The following is a 17,661-nucleotide window of genomic DNA, read 5'->3' as shown; positions in this document are numbered from 1 at the left end:
GACGGGCCGCGGCCGGCACGGGGGCCGGCCTCGGCGGTGCGCCGGACTCAGTTGCCGAACGCCATCATGAGCTGCTCCTTCGAGTCGTCGTCGCCGGACAGCCGGCCCGAGGAGATGAAGAACCGCCCGCCGGCCCAGTCGACGACCCCGTCGTAGAAGGTGTCCTCGACCCGGGCGGCGCCCTGCGGGTTCTGCAAGAGCGTGGTCGTCCGGTGGGAGGAGCCGGCGACCGGCACCGACACCACCCGGCCGCCCGCGTCGTACGACGGCTGCACGTACGCGATGAGCTTGCCGCCCTCGACCTTCACCGGCTCCATCGGCTGGTCCACCGGGGACTTCACCCGCCACTTCGCCTTGCCGTCGAAGAGGCTGATCGCGACGATCTCGTTGGCGCTGACGGTGGAGTCGGTGGGCAGGTAGAGCATGCCGGCGTCGACGACGACGCCCTGGCATCCCTGCAACTCGCGTTCGAGGACGGCCCAGCCGCAGCGGGGGGCGAACTTCTCGTTCACCTTCACCTCGGAGCGGAACGTGCCGTCCTTGGTGAACGTGGAGATGTTCCAGGTCTTCTTGTCCCGGTTGGTCAGGTAGACCACGAGCGGGTCGACCGAGTAGGTCCGGGTCACCTCCCAGCCCTGCTTGACCGGCTGGGTCCAGCGCACCTTGCCGGTGGCCGGGTCGAGTTCCTGGATCTCCTCGTGCTCCTTGGCGGTGCCGGCGCCGCAGGAGGCCACCTGGATCAGCCGGCCGGTGCCGCCCGCGAAGGCGGCCGGGAAGCAGGCCGCGCCGTACTTCTTCTTGTCGTACAGCTTCTCGCCGCTGTCGACGTCGTACGCCGTGCCCGACTGCGAACGGCCCACCATCAACGTCTTGCCGCTGAGCGTCAGTTCGACGGTGAGCGCGCTGTCGAACAGCCCGCCGTCGGCGACCTCGGCGCTCCAGCCCTTCTCGCCGGTGCGCAGGTCGAGCTGCTGGAGCTGGTTGCACTTGGCGCGGTCGCCGCCGCCGTTCATGTACGCCACGACGATCTTGTCGTCGGCCGACTTCTGCGGGGTGACCGCGCAGATCTTCTGCGGGAGGGCGAGCGGCCCCCAGGCGGTGCCGCCGTCCCCGGTGCGGAAGGCGAAGACCTGCTTGTAGGCCGCCTTCACCGCCGTGTCGCCGGTGATCCACATGCCGGGCGCGTCGGCGCCGGAGGCCGGGGCGTCCGGCGCCGGCTTGTACCAGAGCACCTTCGCCTCGCCGGGCCGGCGGCCCTTGTTGAGGTTCTCCGGGTCCTCACCGCCGCCGGACGTGGTCGGCGAGGCGGTGGCGGAGTTCTTGGGGTCGTCGCTCTGCTGGGCGACCGGCTTCTTCTTCCCGCCGCCGCCGCTGTCGCCGCCGGTGACCGCGAACACCGTGCCGCCGATGACGAGCAGCGCGGCGACCGCGGACCCGGTGATCAGCGCGGTCTTCTTCCGGCCGGCCGGCCTGCCGTCGAGGGGCCCGCCGGGCGCGGCGCCGGGCATGCCCGGGTACGGCGGCTGCTGCGGGTGGCCGTAGCCGGGCTGCGGTGCGCCGTACGGGCCGGGCTGCTGCGGATAGCCGTAGGGGCCGGGGGCGGAGCCGTACGGGCCCGGCTGCTGGGGCTGCTGCGGATAGCCGTAGCCCGGCGGGGGCTGCGGGGGCTGCTGCGGAGGACCGGCGGGCGGCTGGGGCGCGCCGAAACCACCCTGCGCCGGCGGCGTCTGCGGAGCGGGACCGAACCCACCCTGCACCGGCGGCGTCTGCGGAGCGGGACCGAACCCACCCTGCGCCGGGGGCGTCTGCGGGGCCGGGCCGAAACCGTCGGCCCGCGGCGGCCGGTCCTGCGGAGGCCGGTCCCCCGGCGGCTGGTCCTGCGGTGGTCCGAATCCGCCCTGCGGCGGCTGGTCGGGCGGCTGGGTCATCAGCGCTCTTCCCCCTCGTTCACTGATTTTTAGCCACGCCCTGAGGTTCGCGACGGACTCAAGGTCGTTCTCAGACAGTTCTCAGACGGCTCTTTCTATCACCCGGTGCAGACAGCACACGGGGCCGTTTCCTCCCCTGTTCCCAAGGGACGACCGGCCCGTGATGCCGCCGTTACGCGCCTTCACGCCCCCTTCACGCGGCGCTCGCGCCCCCTGCGTGAGCGGGCGTGAAGGATCAGGCGTCCTCCGCCAGTTCCAGCCAGCGCAGCTCCAGTTCCTCGCGCTCCCCGGCGAGGTCCCGCAACTGGGCGTCGAGTTCGGCGACCTTCGCGAAGTCGGTGGCGTTGTCGGCGATCCGGGCGTGCAGCTTGGACTCCTTCTCGGAGATCCGGTCCAACTGGCGCTCGATCTTCTGGAGTTCCTTCTTCGCCGCGCGCTGGTCGGCCGCGCTCTTCTCCTGCGTGACCGGCTTGGGCGCCGCGGCGGCGGCCTGCGTGGCGACCGCCTCCTCCATCCGCTGCCGCCGCTCCAGGTACTCGTCGATGCCGCGCGGCAGCATCCGCAGCGTGCCGTCACCGAGCAGGGCGAACACCCGGTCCGTCGTCCGCTCCACGAAGAACCGGTCGTGGGAGATGACGATCATCGAGCCGGGCCAGCCGTCGAGGAGGTCCTCCAGCTGGGTGAGCGTCTCGATGTCGAGGTCGTTGGTGGGCTCGTCCAGGAAGAGGACGTTGGGCTCGTCCATGAGGAGCCGCAGGAGCTGGAGCCGCCGCCGCTCACCGCCGGAGAGGTCCCCGACCGGCGTCCACTGCTTCTCCTTGGTGAAGCCGAACGTCTCGCAGAGCTGTCCGGCCGTCATCTCGCGCCCCTTGCCGAGGTCGACGCGCTCCCGGACCTGCTGCACGGCCTCCAGCACCCGCCAGGTTGGGTCGAGCTCGGCGACCTCCTGGGAGAGGTAGGCGAGCTTGACGGTCTTCCCGACGGCGATACGGCCACCGGCGGGCTGCTCCTCGCCCTCCGTCCGCGCGGCCTCGGCCATGGCCCGCAGCAGCGAGGTCTTCCCGGCGCCGTTGACCCCGACGAGGCCGATCCGGTCGCCCGGGCCGAGCTGCCAGGTGACGTGCTTGAGCAGCACCTTCGGCCCGGCCTGCACGGTGACATCCTCCAGGTCGAAGACGGTCCTGCCGAGCCGGGAGGAGGCGAACTTCATCAGCTCGCTGCTGTCCCGGGGCGGGGGAACGTCCGCGATCAGCTCGTTGGCGGCCTCCACGCGGAAGCGCGGCTTGGAGGTACGGGCGGGGGCGCCCCGCCGCAGCCACGCCAGCTCCTTGCGGATCAGGTTCTGCCGCTTGGCCTCCTCGGTCGCGGCGATCCGCTCGCGCTCGGCACGGGCGAAGACGTAGTCGGAGTAGCCGCCCTCGTACTCGTACACATCACCGCGCTGCACGTCCCACATGCGCGTGCACACCTGGTCCAGGAACCACCGGTCGTGCGTCACGCACACCAGCGCCGAGCGCCGGTTCTGGAGGTGCCGGGCGAGCCAGGCGATGCCCTCGACGTCGAGGTGGTTGGTGGGCTCGTCCAGGACGAGCAGGTCCTGCTCCTCGATGAGCAGCTTGGCCAGCGCGATCCGGCGCCGCTCGCCACCGGACAGCGGGCCGATGACGGTGTCCAGCCCCTTCGGGAAGCCGGGCAGGTCCAGCCCGCCGAACAGCCCGGTCAGTACGTCCCTGACCTTCGCGTTGCCGGCCCACTCGTGGTCGGCCAGGTCACCGATGACCTCGTGACGCACGGTGGCCGCGGGGTCGAGGGAGTCGTGCTGCGTGAGCACGCCGGTCCGCAGTCCGCCGGAGTGCGTGACGCGTCCGGTGTCGGCCTCCTCCAGCTTGGCGAGCATCCGGATGAGGGTGGTCTTGCCGTCGCCGTTGCGTCCGACGACTCCGATCCGGTCCCCTTCCTGCACACCGAGCGAGACACCGTCCAGCAGGGCACGGGTGCCGTACACCTTGCTGACGTTCTCGACATTGACCAGGTTGACGGCCATTTCACTCCTGTGCGCGGGGCTGTTTCGACGTGCGGCTCCGCCGCGTGGGTCAGCCTTCTAGCGTAGGGCCTGCGGGGGTGAGGGCGGGGCGCGAGGGGGTTGTCACTCTTTGTGATGACGTGATCGGTAAAGGGCCGCTACGGTGGGAAGGCAGGCCGCAGGATCCCGTCCATGGGAGGAACCATGACCGCCGAGCCGATCTCCGAGGCCGCCGCGCCCGACGACGAGCCGTCCGCGCGGTGGCCGGTGCCTCCGGCGGGCGGCTGGACGGTGGACGACCTGTTCACCCTGCCCGGCCTCCCGCCGCACACCGAGTTGATCGACGGGAGCCTGGTCTTTGTGAGCCCGCAGCGGGATTTCCACAGCATTGTTATCGACCTGCTGGTGAGTGGCCTCCGCCGTACAGTGCCTACGAGGTTCAAGGTCCGCCGCGAGATGACCGTTGTCATCGACCGCAAGAACGGGCCCGAGCCGGACGTCTCCGTGCTCCGCTCAGAGGCGGTCGCCAGCCGCAGCCAGACATCGTTCCGAGCCGCCGATGTCCTCCTCGCCGTGGAGGTGGTCTCGCCGGATTCGGAGTCCCGCGACCGTGACACCAAACCGCGCAAGTACGCAGCCGCGGGGATCGATCACTTCTGGCTGGTGGAGATGGTGGGAGAGGACGAGCGGCCGGTCGTCTACGTGTACGAGCGTGATCCGGTGACCAAGAGCTACGCCGTCACCGGCATCCACCACGACCGGCTGAAGCTGTCGGTCCCGTTCGACATCGACATCGACCTGACGGAGATCGACTCCCTCTGAGCCACCCACCGCTCAGAGCACCGTCGCCCCCGCCACCGGCCCCCCCGCGGTCCGCACCGCCCCGCACGTCCCCGACGCCCGCAGGGCCCCGGCCACCTTCTGCGCCGACTCGGCGTCCCGCGCGAGGAACGCCGTCGTAGGACCGGAACCGGAGACCAGCGCGGCGAGCGCACCCGCCCCGCGCCCCGCCGCCAGCGTGTCGGACAGCTCCGGGAAGAGGGACAGCGCGGCCGACTGGAGATCGTTGGAGACGGACGCGGCCAGCGCCTCGGCGTCCCCCTTCGCCAGCGCCCCCAGCAGCTCCGCCGACGCCACCGGCTCCGGGATCTCCCGCCCCTCGGCCAGCCGGTCGAACTCGCGGAACACCGCCGGGGTCGACAGCCCCCGCCCGGCCATCGCGAAGACCCAGTGGAAGGTGCCGCCGGTCTCCAGCGAGGTCAGCCGCTCCCCGCGCCCCACTCCCAGCGCCGCCCCGCCGACCAGGCTGAACGGCACGTCACTGCCCAGCTCGGCGCAGATCGCGAGCAGTTCGGCGCGCGAGGCACCCGTGCCCCACAGCCGGTCGCAGGCGAGCAGCGCGCCCGCGCCGTCCGCGCTGCCGCCCGCCATGCCACCGGCGACCGGGATGTCCTTGGCGATGTGGACGTGGACGTTCGGTTCGATCCCCCGGCGCGCGGCGAGCGCGATCGCGGCGCGCGCGGCGAGGTTGGTGCGGTCCAGCGGGACCTGGGCGGCGTCCGGGCCCTCGCAGGTGATCCGGAGTTCGTCCGCGGGGGTCACCGTGACCTCGTCGTACAGTCCGACGGCGAGGAAGACGTTGGCGAGGTCGTGGAAGCCGTCGGGGCGGGCGGCGCCGACCGCGAGCTGGACGTTGACCTTGGCCGGGACCCGTACCGTGACGCTCACGCGCCCGCCTCCTTGTGTTCGGCGATCCGCGCGAACTCCTCCACGGTCAGCGACTCGCCGCGCGCCTGCGGCGAGACCCCGGCCGCGACCAGGGCCGCCTCGGCCGCCGCCGCGGACCCGGCCCAGCCGGCGAGCGCGGCCCGCAGGGTCTTGCGGCGCTGGGCGAAGGCCGCGTCGACGACGGCGAAGACCTCGGTCCTGGAGGCGGTGGTCTTGATCGGCTCGGCCCGTCGCACCAGGGACACCAGCCCGCTGTCGACGTTCGGCGCGGGCCAGAAGACGTTGCGCCCGATGGCCCCGGCGCGCTTCACGTCGGCGTACCAGTTGGCCTTCACGGACGGCACGCCGTACACCTTGTTGCCGGGTGCGGCGGCGAGCCGGTCGGCGACCTCGGACTGCACCATCACCAGCGTCCGCTCGATGCTCGGGAAGGTGTCGAGCATGTGCAGCAGCACGGGGACGGCGACGTTGTACGGCAGGTTCGCCACCAGGGCCGTGGGCGCGGGTCCGGGCAGCTCGGTGACGTGCATGGCGTCGCAGTGGACCAGCGCGAAGCGGTCGGCGCGGTCCGGCATGCGCGCGGCGATGGTGGCGGGCAGGGCGGCGGCGAGGACGTCGTCGATCTCCACGGCGGTGACACGGTCGGCGGTCTCCAGCAGCGCGAGGGTGAGCGAGCCCAGCCCCGGGCCGACCTCGACGACCACGTCGTCGGGGCGGACCTCGGCGGTACGCACGATACGGCGGACCGTGTTGGCGTCGATCACGAAGTTCTGGCCGCGCTGCTTGGTGGGACGGACACCGAGCGCCGCCGCGAGCTCGCGGATGTCGGCGGGACCGAGGAGGGAATCGGGGGTGGGGCTACTCACGGGACAAGGGTACGGGGCCGTACCGGGCCGGGTTGCCAGGTGCTCCGCACCCGGGGAACCGCGCGAGCGGCCACGACGGGCCCGCGGCCGGGCGACGGCCTGTGCCGCACGGCGCGTCCGCGCGGCGCAGTCGCACGACGCGACCCGCACGCGCGCCCGCCCAGCCCCGTCGGCCCTACCCCCGCAGCCTCACCCCGCAGTGCGGCCACGGGCTCGCCCCCCGCCGGATATACAGCCTCTTCGCCCGGTACGTCTGTTCTTCCGCCGAGGCGTCCTGGGGGCGACCCTTGCCGCCGAGGCTCTGCCAGGTGCGGGTGTCGAACTGGTACAGCCCGCCGTACGTCCCGGAGGGGTCGACCGCGTCGGGCCGGCCGCCGGACTCGCAGACGGCGAGCGCGCGCCAGTTCAGGCCGTCGGCGTCGCGCACGGAGGGCGGCCGGGGCCTGGTGCCCACCTTGATCACCTGTGCGCGCGGCTCGCGCACCACCTCCGACCTCTCCGGGCGCGGCTTCTGCCGTACCCCGTTGACGGTGCGCACGTAGTAGGTGGTCCGGCGCAGTCCCGGCTGCCCGGGGCGGGCGACGACCTCGGTGCCCTGGAAAACCGTGGGGTCCGCGGTCCGCTCCACCGCGAACGGGATCTGCTCCTCGTGGATCTCCCGGGTGCTGCTGACCCGCAGCACGGTCACCGTCTGCCCGTCGCGCGGGAAGCTGTCCGGCGGGACGGAGGTGGTGTCCTGGCCGCGCAGCGTGATCCCGGCCTCCTCGACCGCTTCCCGGACGGTGGCCGCGTTGGTGCGGACGGTGCGGGTCCGGCCGTCCGCCAGGACCGTGACCGCGCGTTCGGTGCGCACGTCGAGGGCGAGCCCGGCGCGGCCGATGCGCTGGGAGCGCGAGGTCGACAGATACGCGCCCTCGGCGCGCACCCCCAGCTCGTCCAGCGCGCCCTCCACCGTGCGCGCCGTCGTCCACACCTCGCGCCGTCGGCCGTCCAGGGTGAGCCGTACCGGGCGCCCGTAGCGCACCGCGACCGCGTCGCCGCTGGCGAGCGCCGTGCCGGGAGCGGGCGCGATCATGTCGTGCGCCCCCACGCGTACGCCCTCCTCGGCGAGCAGCTCGCTCACGTCGTCGGCGAACGTGTGCAGGCTGCGCTGTCTGCCGTCGACGCTCAGCTCGACCGCCTTGTCGTTGGCGACGAAGGCGGTGGTGCCGCCGGCCAGGAAGGCCACGACCAGCGCCTGGGGCAGCAGGCGGCGCACGGTGGAATCCGGGCGTTCGCCGTAGCGCGCCTTGCGTCGGCGCGGGGCCTGCCCGCCGGTCTCCTCGTACGCCTCGTACGCCTCGGACGCCTCGGCCTCGGGGGCCGGCGTCTGCCGGGGCAGCGGCGGCGCCGGGTCGGTGACGAAGTACGCCTCGGCCTCGTAGGCGGGCCGGTAGGTGTCCTCGGGGATGCCGTACGGCAGCGTCTCCGCAGTGGGGACGGAGGCGTCAGGGCCGTAGGGGTCGTACGTCTCGTACGGCGACGTGCTCACGCCGACACGCTCCAGGGGCCAGAGGGGTCCGGATCGGGCCCCCAGAACCTAGCGGAGCGTCGGTCACTCTCCAAAGCGGCTCGACTACGGAGCGTCGCTACTCGAACGGGCGGTCAGCACCCCGGACGGGCGGCCACCCGTGTCTCGGGCGGGCGGGCGGTCCCTCGGGCGGAACGGTCAGTAACCGAAGGCACGGGCCGTGTTCGCGGCGAGGGCCGTCGCCAGCGCGTCCTCGTCGACCCCGCGCACGGCGGCCATCGCCCGGACCGTGACCGGAATGAGATACGGGGCGTTGGGCCGTCCGCGGTACGGCGCCGGGGTGAGGAAGGGGGCGTCGGTCTCCACGAGGACCAGGTCCGGCGGGGCGACGGCGAGGGCGTCCCGCAGGTTCTGGGCGTTCTTGAAGGTGACGTTGCCGGCGAAGGACATGAAGTAGCCCTCGCGGGCGCAGATCCGGGCCATCTCGGCGTCGCCGGAGTAGCAGTGGAAGACGGTGCGCTCGGGGGCGCCCTCCTCCTTGAGGATCCTGAGGACGTCGGCATGGGCGTCGCGGTCGTGGATGACGAGCGCCTTGCCGTGCCGCTTGGCGATCTCGATGTGGGCGCGGAAGGACCGCTCCTGGGCGGCCTTGCCCTCGGGGCCGGTGCGGAAGTGGTCCAGGCCCGTCTCGCCGACGCCCTTCACCTGCGGCAGCCCGGCCAGCCGGTCGATCTCGGCGAGGGCCTCGTCCAGCGCCGCGTCGCCGCCGGGCTCACGGGCGCCCTGCCTCGACCACCCGTCCGGGTCGCCGTGGACGATGCGCGGGGCCTCGTTGGGGTGGAGGGCGACGGTGGCGTGGACGTTCTCGTGGGCTGCCGCGGTCTCGGCGGCCCACTGCGAGCCCTTGAGGTCGCAGCCGACCTGGACGACCGTCGTGACGCCCACCGAGGCGGCCTTCGCCAGGCCCTCCTCGACCGTGCCGGACTGCATGTCGAGGTGGGTGTGGGAGTCGGCGACGGGCACCGCCAAGGGCTGGGGCAGCGGCGGTGCCGCGTTCTTGTCGGCGTCCTTGGGGCTCTGACCGGCGTTCGAAGGCATGCTCCGATCCTACGGAAGGGGCACGCCCTCGACGGCCGGCGATCCGCTCAGCCCGCCTTGCGCTGGAACGGGTGCAGGAGGTCGGACAGGTGCCAGTGGTGCGGCGTCCTGGCCGGTACGGCCCGCGCGGGCACCTGCGGCGTCTCGACCGGGCCCGCCTGCGGCACCCGGTGGTGCTGCCGCTCGGCCGTGCCGCACACCGCGGAGACCTGGCCCGCGCGCATGATCCGCACTACGTGGCCGTCGCAGTTCTGGCAGGACGGCCGGCTCAGCGGCGACGGCACGACCTGGCCGTCGGCCACGTAGAGCACGAACTCCTCCCCCTGCGCGTTCGTGTGGTGCTCTATCTCGTACGACTGCTCCCAGCCGTGCCCGCAGCGCATGCAGGCGAACGAGTACGACTCGTGAACGACGGCTGCGGCTGTGGCACGGAGGCCGGTCCGCCCTGCTATGTCACTCATGCCAGCTCCCTGTCGGACGGGTCCGTCCCTCTGGACGGGTGCGTCCCTTCGACCAGTGGACGCCTCCGCCGGCGCGAGCGCAGCCTGCCTGTCGAGTGTTGGAGGCGATTTGGACATCGCTTGCCAAAAGGCCGCGAATGAGACGGCTGTGCTTTGCCATCGACGCCAGCCTTTTGCTCCCCCATGGGGCGCGCACAGGCGCTCCGAGGGGACGCGGGGGCCTACGCGACGACCCGCCTCACCCGGTGGCGCGCTTGGCCGCCACCACCGCGTCGAACACGACCCTCTTCGGCAGTCCCGCCTGCGCCGCCACCGCCGCGATGGCCTCCTTGCGGCGCTCTCCGGCCTCCTCCCGGACCCGCACCCGGCGCACCAGCTCCTCGGCGTCGAGTTCCTCGGGCCCGGTCTCGGGCGCGCCCTCGACCACCACGGTGATCTCGCCGCGCACGCCCTCCGCGGCCCACCGCGCCAGCTCGGCCAGCGGACCGCGCCGTACCTCCTCGTACGTCTTGGTCAGCTCCCGGCAGACGGCGGCCCGCCGGTCGGCGCCGAAGACCTCGGCCATGGCGGCGAGGGTGTCGTCGAGCCGGTGCGGGGCCTCGAAGTAGACGAGGGTGCGCCGCTCGCCGGCGACCTCGCGCAGCCGGGACAGCCGTTCGCCTGCCTTGCGGGGCAGGAAGCCCTCGAAGCAGAAGCGGTCGACGGGGAGCCCGGACAGGGCGAGCGCGGTGAGCACGGCGGACGGCCCCGGCACGGCGGTGACCCGGATGTCCTGCTCGACGGCGGCGGCGACCAGCCGGTATCCGGGGTCGGAGACGGAGGGCATGCCGGCGTCGGTCACCAGCAGCACGCGCGCGCCGCCGAGCAGCTCCTGGACCAGTTCCGGGGTGCGGGCGGACTCGTTGCCCTCGAAGTACGACACCACGCGGCCCTTGGGCGTGACGCCCAGCGCCTGGGTGAGCCGGCGCAGCCGCCGGGTGTCCTCGGCGGCGACCACGTCGGCGCCGGCCAGCTCCTCGGCGAGCCGGGGCGGCGCGTCCGCGATGTCGCCGATGGGGGTACCTGCCAGGACAAGGGTTCCAGTCACACCCCCATCCTCCCAGGAGATCCCGGGCCGCTTCCCCGGGATCCGGGGCCGTCGCCGGGGCGGCCGTGCGCGGGGACGAACCCGACCGTGTCCCGACCGGTACCGCGCATGCACGGGACTCGCACAGGACGTTTCCCTACCATGGCGCGGTGACCACTACCGCGTCCTCCATGGACCTCCGGCAGGACCAGGCACCGCACGACCGCCGGCCGTCGTGGCAGCGCCGGCTGCGCCGATTCGGGTACGCGCCGGCCACGGACGCGCCCTCGGGCGACGTACGCGACCGGCTGGTGCCGCCGTACGCCGAGCCGAGCCCCCGGCTGTGGCGGGCGCTCGGCGTGCCGCCGCTGCTCGCCGAGCGGCTCACGCGGTGGTCGGGCTGGGGCGGGCCGCTGCTGGTGACGCTGATGGCGGGCGTCATGCGGTTCTGGAACCTCGGCAGCCCGCGCGCGGTGATATTCGACGAGACGTACTACGCGAAGGACGCGTGGGCGCTCGTCCACCGCGGCTTCGAGGTCAGCTGGGACCGGTACGGCAAGACCGCCAACGACATGGTCCTCCAGCAGCACGGGCACCTGGCGATCCCGACGGACCCGGCGTACGTGGTGCACCCGCCGGTCGGCAAGTACGTCATCGGCCTGGGGGAACTGGTCTTCGGGTTCGACCCGTTCGGCTGGCGGTTCATGACGGCGCTGCTGGGCACGCTCTCCGTCCTGCTGCTGTGCCGGATCGGCCGCCGGATGTTCCGCTCGACGTTCCTCGGCTGCCTGGCGGGCGCGCTGATGGCCGTGGACGGCCTGCACTTCGTGATGAGCCGGACCTCGCTGCTCGATGGCGTGCTGATGTTCTTCGTGGTGGCCGCGTTCGGCTGCCTGGTCGTCGACCGGGACCGGGCCAGGGAGAGACTGGCCGCCGCGCTGCCGACCGGACCGGACGGGCGGGTACGGCCCGACGAGCGGGTCGCCGACGCCTTCCGCTTCGGGTGGCGCCCGTGGCGCTGGACGGCCGGGGTGATGCTGGGCCTGGCCGTGGGCACGAAGTGGAACGGGCTGTACGTCCTGGCCGCGTTCTGCGTGATGACGGTCCTGTGGGACGTCGGCACCCGCAAGGTGGCGGGTGCGCGCCGCCCGTACCTCGCCGTCCTCAAGTACGACACCGGTGCCGCCTTCGTGGCGACGGTCCCGGTGGCACTGGCGGTCTACCTGGTCTCCTGGACCGGCTGGATCCTCTCCCCGGCCGACGGCACGGGCGGCTACTACCGCAACTGGGCGGCCACCGACGGCAAGGGCGGCACCTGGACCTTCCTGCCGGACTGGCTGCGCAGCCTGTGGCACTACGAGCACGAGGTGTACAACTTCCACGTCCACCTCGACCAGCCGCACACGTACCAGTCCAACCCGTGGAGCTGGATCGTGCTGGGCCGCCCGGTGTCGTACTTCTACGAGTCCCCCTCCCCCGGCGCCGACGGCTGCCCGGTGGACGCGGGCCAGAAGTGCGCCCGGGAGGTGCTGGCGATCGGCACGCCGCTGCTGTGGTGGGCGGCCTGCTTCGCGATCCTCTACGTGCTGTGGCGCTGGGCGTTCCGCCGCGACTGGCGGGCCGGCGCCATCGCCTGCGGCATCGCGGCGGGGTACCTGCCCTGGTTCCACTACCAGGAGCGGACGATCTTCCTCTTCTACGCGGTCGTCTTCCTGCCGTTCCTGTGCCTGGCGGTGGCGATGATGATCGGCGCGATCATCGGCCCACGAGGTTCCACCGACACCCGCCGCGTGATCGGGGCCTCGGCGGCGGGGGTCCTGGTCCTCCTGATCGCCTGGAACTTCATCTACTTCTGGCCGCTCTACACCGGCCAGGCCATCCCGATCGACTCGTGGCGGTCGCGGATGTGGCTGGACACCTGGGTCTGAGTCACGGTTTCGACAACTCCTGTCACCGTCGCGGCGCAACCGCTTACAGTGCTCCCACGACCTGTTTTGAACATGTTCAACAGGCTGAACGGGAGGGGAAGCGCGCCATGCGCAACGGGGTCAAGGCGGCCGTCATCGGCGGTGTGTGCGTCACGCTGCTCGGCGGTGCCGGGTACGGGCTGTACAACGTCGCGTCCGCACTGAACGGCGACGACGGCCCAGGAGGCTCGGCGGCCGTGCGGACCGGGCCGCCCAGCGGCTCCGAGGTGAAGGAGACGACCGGCGCGTTCTTCACCGCCTGGGAGAAGGGCGACGCGGCGGGCGCGGCCGCGTACACGAACTTCCCGGAGGCGGCCCAGGAGCTGTTGTCGGCCTACGGCGGCACCGCGCACATCGGCGGGATACGGATCACGCCCGGCCGGGCCACCGGCGACACGGTGCCGTTCACGGTGAAGGCGACGGTGTCGTACGCCGGCGTGTCCCGGCCGCTGTCCTACCGCAGCGAGCTGACCGTCGTACGCGGCGAGACCTCGCACCGCGCGCTGGTCGACTGGCAGCCCTCCGTCGTCCACCCGCGCCTGCGCAAGGGGGACACGCTCACCACCGGCGACTCGGCCGCCCCGGAGATCGAGGCCGTGGACCGCGACGGCAAGGTGCTCACCCGGGTGACGTACCCGTCCCTCGGTCCGATCCTGGACGAGCTGCGCCGGCGGTACGGCGACAAGACCGGCGGCCGGCCCGGGGTGGAACTCGTGATCCGCCACCAGGCGGCGGCGGACGGCAGCCAGGTGGCGGACACCCCGCTGCTCACCCTGGCCAAGGGCAAGCCCGGCAAGCTCCCCACGACACTCAGCGCGAGCGCCCAGGCTGCGGCCGAGAAGGCCGTGCTGAAGTACCCCGAGTCCTCCGTCGTGGCCGTCAAGCCGAGCACCGGCGAGATACTCGCCGTCGCCAACAACCGCGACGACGGCTTCGACGCGGCCCTCCTCGGCGAACGCGCCCCCGGCTCCACCATGAAGATCATCAGCGCGGCGACCCTCATCGACAACGGCTTGACCACGGCGAACGGGCCGGCGCCCTGCCCGCCGTCGGCCGTCTGGCAGAGCCAGACCTTCCAGAACCTCAAGGGCCTGGTGCCGGACGAGCACGCCACCCTCGCCGACAGCTTCGCCCGCTCCTGCAACACGGCGTTCGTGAAGTTCGCGGACGAGGTGAAGGTCGACTCCCTCACCCGGGAGGCCGAGGACCGCTTCGGGCTCGGGCGGAACAACTGGCAGATCGGCGTGCCCACGTTCGACGGCCGGGTGCCGGCCTCCGGCGGCCCGGACACCGCGGCCAACCTGATCGGCCAGGGCCAGGTCCAGATGAGCCCGCTCACCATGGCGTCCGTGACGGCCACCGCGAAGACCGGCAGCTTCCACCAGCCCCTGATCGTGCCGCTGAAGCTGGACGACCGTGAACCGGCCCGCGCGCGCGGGCTGTCGCCGGCCACGGCCCAGCAACTGCGTGCCATGATGAACCGCACCGCGCGCAGCGGCACCGCGGCCGGCGTGATGGCCGGGATGGGCGGGGACATCGGCGCGAAGACCGGCTCCGCGGAGGTCGACGGGGAGACCAGGTCGGACAGCTGGTTCTCCGGTTACCGCGACGACGTCGCCGCGGCGGCCATGGTCCAGGACGGCGGACACGGCATCGACGCCGCCGGACCGATTGTCGCAAGCGTGCTACGGAACGCGGGCTGACGTCACCCGGGGAGACGGGGACTTTAAGGTGATTGCCGTCGTTGGGGAATGTGAGGGCTGCGGGGACCCTGGGAAAGGCGCGGAGGAACTGAGGCTGTGGGCAAGAGAAGGCGCGTCGCCGAGCGACGCAAGACCCGACCCGCCGTACTCGGCGGGATGATCGCCGTGGTGGTCGGCGGTGCCGGGTTCGGCGTCTACGCGCTGTACGACGGCGGTGCCGCGGCCGACGAGCGGTCCGCCGCCGCGTCCGGCCACAGGACCGTCAAGACCGGCCCGCTCACCGCCACCGAGATCCACACGGTCTCCACCCGCTTCCTGACCGCCTGGCAGCAGGGCAGGGCCGACCGGGCGGCGGACGCCACCGACGACCCCGCCGCCGCCGGGAAGGCGCTCACCGGCTACACCAAGGAAGCCCACCTCAAGGACGTCACGCTCACCCCGGGGACGGTGAAGGGCGCGAAGGTGCCGTTCACCGTGAAGGCCACGGTGGCCTACCAGGGCCTCAGCAAGCCCCTGGCCTACGACAGTTCGCTCACGGTGGTGCGCCGGGCGAGCGACGGCGAGCCGCTGGTCGACTGGCACTCCGCCGTGGTCCACCCGGAACTGCGGGACGGCGACACGCTCGTGACCGGCGCGTCCGGCACCCCGCCGGTCAAGGCGCTGGACCGCGACGGCGGCGAGATCACGAGCGCCAAGTACCCGTCCCTCGGCACGGTGCTGGACGGGCTGCGGGAGAAGTACGGCAAGAAGGCGGGCGGCACGGCGGGCGTCGAACTGCGCGTGGTGCGCGGCAAGGCGGCCCAGGACGCCAAGCTCTCCGACAAGACGCTGGTCGAGCTGAGCAAGGGCACCCCGGGCACCGTGAGGACGACGCTCAGCCCCGCCCTCCAGGCCGCCGCCGAGCAGCAGGTGGCGGAGCGCGCGCGTGCCTCGGTGGTCGCGCTGCGGCCCTCGACCGGCGAGATCCTCGCGGTCGCCAACAGCGGGCACGGCTTCAACACCGCCTTCCAGGGCGCCCTCGCGCCCGGCTCCACGATGAAGGTCATCACGTCGTCGCTGCTGATCGACAAGGGCCTGGCGTCGGCGGACAAGCCGCATCCCTGCCCCAAGACGGTCACCTACGGCGGCTGGAAGTTCCACAACGACGACGACTTCGAGATCAAGGGCGGCACCTTCAAGGCGAGCTTCGCCCGGTCCTGCAACACCGCCTTCATCAGCCAGGCGAAGAAGCTGAAGAACGACGACCTGACCAAGCAGGCCCAGCAGGTCTTCGGGCTGTCCATGAACAACTGGGCGATCGGCGTGCCCACCTTCGACGGCTCGGTGCCGGTGCAGTCGGCGGCGCAGATGGCGGCCTCGCTGATCGGGCAGGGCGGGGTGCGCATGAACCCGCTGAACATGGCCTCCGTGGCGGCGACCGTGAAGTCGGGCACCTTCCACCAGCCGTACCTGGTCTCGCCGTCCGTGGACCACCGCACGCTGGCCACCGCTTCCCGCACCCTGTCGTCGAAGACGCTGTCCCAGCTGCGCGAGCTGATGCGGTACACGGCCGCGTACGGCACGGCCGCCGAGGCGATGTCGGGGCTCGGCCCGGACTACGGCGCGAAGACCGGCTCGGCGGAGGTCGACGGGCAGAAGAAGCCGAACGGCTGGTTCACCGCCTACCGGGGCGACCTCGCCGCCGCCGGCGTGGTCCAGGCGGGCGGGCACGGCGGTGACACGGCCGGCCCGATCGTGGCGAAGCTGCTGAAGCTCGGGAGCTGACCGGCTCGGCCCCGGTCAGCTCCGTACGGGCTCGACGGTGTAGGTGCGGCGCAGGAACCGCACCAGCGTCTTCGACTCGAACTGCACCACTTCGACCCCGTCGTCGGTGTGGAACTCGACCACCGCCTGGACGCGCCCGCAGGGCCACACCCGGACGTCGCCGCTCTCGGCCGGCGCCCGCAGTCCCCGTTCGAGGAGCGCGCGGGAGAAGGTCCACTCGTGCGGTCCGGGAAGCCCGACCCGGACGGAGCGGGGATCGGCGTCCGGGTCGTACCGCAGCACGACGGGTACGGCCCCCGGGTCCTCCTCGTCCGTGACGATATGAGCGCGCGCGTACTGTTCGACCACAGACATCGGACCGCCCTCTCACGCACCGTGACCTATGCGAAATCCGTGCATCCGCTTTCCCTCAAGAGTCGCACATTTTCCGGTATGTGCCCTGGTGGAAGACGAGACTCGGTCTCTCTTGCAAAACGTTCGCAACAAGGGCCTAAAATCGTACGGTGCATGTACCTGACGGATTCATCGACGCCCCGACCTCCGCGGTCACCGGAGTGGTCGCCGCCGGCGCCCTCGCGGTGAGCCTGCGCGGCGCCCGCCGTGAACTCGACGAGCGGACCGCCCCGCTGGCCGGCCTGGTGGCGGCGTTCATCTTCGCCGTGCAGATGCTCAACTTCCCGGTCGCCGCCGGGACCAGCGGTCACCTCCTGGGCGGAGCCCTGGCCGCGATACTCGTCGGTCCCTACACAGCCGTCCTGTGCGTGTCGGTCGTGCTGCTCATGCAGGGCGTGCTGTTCGCCGACGGCGGGCTGACCGCGCTCGGCGTGAACATCACCGACATGGCGATCGTCACGACGGTCGTCTCCTACGCCGTCTTCCGCGGCCTGCTCGCCGTGCTGCCCCGCAAGCGGCGCTCGGTGACCGTGGCCTCCTTCGTCGCCGCGCTGGTGTCCGTGCCGGCCGCCGCCGTCGCCTTCACCCTGATCTACGCGGTCGGCGGCACCACCGACGTCTCCATCGGCAAGGTCGCCACCGCGATGATCGGCGTCCATGTGCTGATCGGCATCGGCGAGGCGGTGATCACCGCGCTGACGGTCGGCGCGGTCATCGCCGTACGCCCGGACCTGGTGTACGGCGCGCGCGGCCTGCGGCAGCGGCTCCAGTTGCGGGTGAACGGCGCGCTGGTGGACGCGCCCGCGCCCACGGCGCCGGTGGCGGCGCGCACCTCGCGGCGCACGCTGTGGGTGACCGGTCTCGTCACCTCCCTCGTCCTCGCCGGCTTCGTCAGCTTCTACGCCTCCGCGAACCCCGACGGCCTGGAGAAGGTCGCACACGACAAGGGGATCGACAAGAAGGAGAAGGAGCACACCTCGGCCGACTCGCCGCTCGCCGACTACGGCGTCAAGGACATCTCCGACGCCCGGCTGTCCGGCGGCCTCGCGGGCGTGATCGGCGTCGGCGTCACGGTCGTCGCGGGCAGTGCGGTGTTCTGGTCGCTGCGCAGGCGGCGCGGCGACGACGTCTCCCCCGTGAACACCGGCGTCTGA

Annotated in this window: 14 protein-coding genes; 5 read left to right on the top strand and 9 right to left on the bottom strand. The window is 72.3% G+C overall.

The window, feature by feature from the left end:
- Positions 1-47: 47 nt before the first annotated feature.
- Both IE294_RS12130 and IE294_RS12125 read right to left on the bottom strand, forming a co-directional pair.
- Positions 48-1,928 (bottom strand): outer membrane protein assembly factor BamB family protein, encoded by a 1,881-nt coding sequence (locus IE294_RS12130; protein WP_189885160.1) that lies wholly within the window; start codon positions 1,926-1,928, stop codon positions 48-50.
- 235 nt (positions 1,929-2,163) lie between these two features.
- Positions 2,164-3,972: an ABC-F family ATP-binding cassette domain-containing protein gene (locus IE294_RS12125; protein WP_189885158.1), complete on the bottom strand. Its 1,809-nt coding sequence runs from the start codon at positions 3,970-3,972 to the stop codon at positions 2,164-2,166.
- A 171-nt stretch (positions 3,973-4,143) separates the two neighbouring features.
- On the opposite strand from IE294_RS12125, the gene IE294_RS12120 reads away from it, so the two are divergent.
- Positions 4,144-4,773 carry a Uma2 family endonuclease gene (locus tag IE294_RS12120; protein WP_229917137.1) on the top strand — a complete coding sequence of 210 codons (630 nt, stop codon included), beginning with the start codon at positions 4,144-4,146 and terminating at the stop codon, positions 4,771-4,773.
- Between the two features lie 12 nt (positions 4,774-4,785).
- Here the strand turns inward: IE294_RS12120 and IE294_RS12115 are convergent, their stop codons facing one another.
- From IE294_RS12115 to rsmI, 6 genes are all read right to left on the bottom strand, one after another.
- Entirely contained in the window at positions 4,786-5,679 is an 894-nt protein-coding gene (locus tag IE294_RS12115) for a 4-(cytidine 5'-diphospho)-2-C-methyl-D-erythritol kinase (protein ID WP_189885156.1), read from the bottom strand.
- A complete protein-coding gene (gene rsmA / locus IE294_RS12110; protein ID WP_189885154.1) occupies positions 5,676-6,545 on the bottom strand; it encodes a 16S rRNA (adenine(1518)-N(6)/adenine(1519)-N(6))-dimethyltransferase RsmA in 870 nt (289 codons plus the stop codon). The genes IE294_RS12115 and rsmA overlap by 4 nt, the downstream gene beginning before the upstream one ends.
- A gap of 175 nt (positions 6,546-6,720) precedes the next feature.
- Positions 6,721-8,076, bottom strand: a complete 1,356-nt coding sequence (locus IE294_RS12105) for a resuscitation-promoting factor (RefSeq protein WP_189885152.1) — start codon at positions 8,074-8,076, stop codon at positions 6,721-6,723.
- A gap of 177 nt (positions 8,077-8,253) precedes the next feature.
- A complete protein-coding gene (locus IE294_RS12100) occupies positions 8,254-9,153 on the bottom strand; it encodes a TatD family hydrolase (protein WP_014673219.1) in 900 nt (299 codons plus the stop codon).
- A gap of 47 nt (positions 9,154-9,200) precedes the next feature.
- Positions 9,201-9,614, bottom strand: a complete 414-nt coding sequence (locus IE294_RS12095; protein WP_189885150.1) for a hypothetical protein — start codon at positions 9,612-9,614, stop codon at positions 9,201-9,203.
- Between the two features lie 238 nt (positions 9,615-9,852).
- A complete protein-coding gene (rsmI, locus tag IE294_RS12090; RefSeq protein ID WP_189885148.1) occupies positions 9,853-10,701 on the bottom strand; it encodes a 16S rRNA (cytidine(1402)-2'-O)-methyltransferase in 849 nt (282 codons plus the stop codon).
- A 149-nt stretch (positions 10,702-10,850) separates the two neighbouring features.
- On the opposite strand from rsmI, the gene IE294_RS12085 reads away from it, so the two are divergent.
- The 3 genes from IE294_RS12085 to IE294_RS12075 all read left to right on the top strand — a co-directional run bounded on the left by IE294_RS12085 (position 10,851) and on the right by IE294_RS12075 (position 16,114).
- A complete protein-coding gene (locus IE294_RS12085) occupies positions 10,851-12,608 on the top strand; it encodes a dolichyl-phosphate-mannose--protein mannosyltransferase (protein WP_189885146.1) in 1,758 nt (585 codons plus the stop codon).
- Between the two features lie 107 nt (positions 12,609-12,715).
- On the top strand, positions 12,716-14,350 hold the full coding sequence (locus tag IE294_RS12080; protein ID WP_189885139.1) for a penicillin-binding transpeptidase domain-containing protein: 1,635 nt from the start codon (positions 12,716-12,718) through the stop codon (positions 14,348-14,350).
- 96 nt (positions 14,351-14,446) lie between these two features.
- Positions 14,447-16,114 (top strand): penicillin-binding transpeptidase domain-containing protein, encoded by a 1,668-nt coding sequence (locus IE294_RS12075; protein ID WP_189885137.1) that lies wholly within the window; start codon positions 14,447-14,449, stop codon positions 16,112-16,114.
- A gap of 15 nt (positions 16,115-16,129) precedes the next feature.
- On the opposite strand, the gene IE294_RS12070 is transcribed toward IE294_RS12075, so the two are convergent.
- Positions 16,130-16,468 (bottom strand): SsgA family sporulation/cell division regulator, encoded by a 339-nt coding sequence (locus tag IE294_RS12070; RefSeq protein WP_041665262.1) that lies wholly within the window; start codon positions 16,466-16,468, stop codon positions 16,130-16,132.
- Between the two features lie 149 nt (positions 16,469-16,617).
- Between IE294_RS12070 and IE294_RS12065 the strand changes: the two genes are divergently transcribed.
- On the top strand, positions 16,618-17,661 hold the full coding sequence (locus tag IE294_RS12065) for an energy-coupling factor ABC transporter permease (RefSeq protein WP_189885136.1): 1,044 nt from the start codon (positions 16,618-16,620) through the stop codon (positions 17,659-17,661).

This window comes from Streptomyces canarius, assembly GCF_014650735.1.
GTDB lineage: Bacteria > Actinomycetota > Actinomycetes > Streptomycetales > Streptomycetaceae > Streptomyces > Streptomyces olivaceoviridis.
This window is presented reverse-complemented; position numbering and strand designations above follow the sequence as displayed.

What these genes read in the sequence shown, in the direction of transcription:
- IE294_RS12095 (WP_189885150.1), bottom strand. Translation starts at nt 9,614, where the DNA reads ATGAGTGACATAGCAGGGCGGACCGGCCTCCGTGCCACAGCCGCAGCC.
- IE294_RS12125 (WP_189885158.1), bottom strand. Translation starts at nt 3,972, where the DNA reads ATGGCCGTCAACCTGGTCAATGTCGAGAACGTCAGCAAGGTGTACGGC.
- IE294_RS12070 (WP_041665262.1), bottom strand. Translation starts at nt 16,468, where the DNA reads ATGTCTGTGGTCGAACAGTACGCGCGCGCTCATATCGTCACGGACGAG.
- IE294_RS12120 (WP_229917137.1), top strand. Translation starts at nt 4,144, where the DNA reads ATGGGAGGAACCATGACCGCCGAGCCGATCTCCGAGGCCGCCGCGCCC.
- IE294_RS12100 (WP_014673219.1), bottom strand. Translation starts at nt 9,153, where the DNA reads ATGCCTTCGAACGCCGGTCAGAGCCCCAAGGACGCCGACAAGAACGCG.
- IE294_RS12080 (WP_189885139.1), top strand. Translation starts at nt 12,716, where the DNA reads ATGCGCAACGGGGTCAAGGCGGCCGTCATCGGCGGTGTGTGCGTCACG.
- IE294_RS12130 (WP_189885160.1), bottom strand. Translation starts at nt 1,928, where the DNA reads ATGACCCAGCCGCCCGACCAGCCGCCGCAGGGCGGATTCGGACCACCG.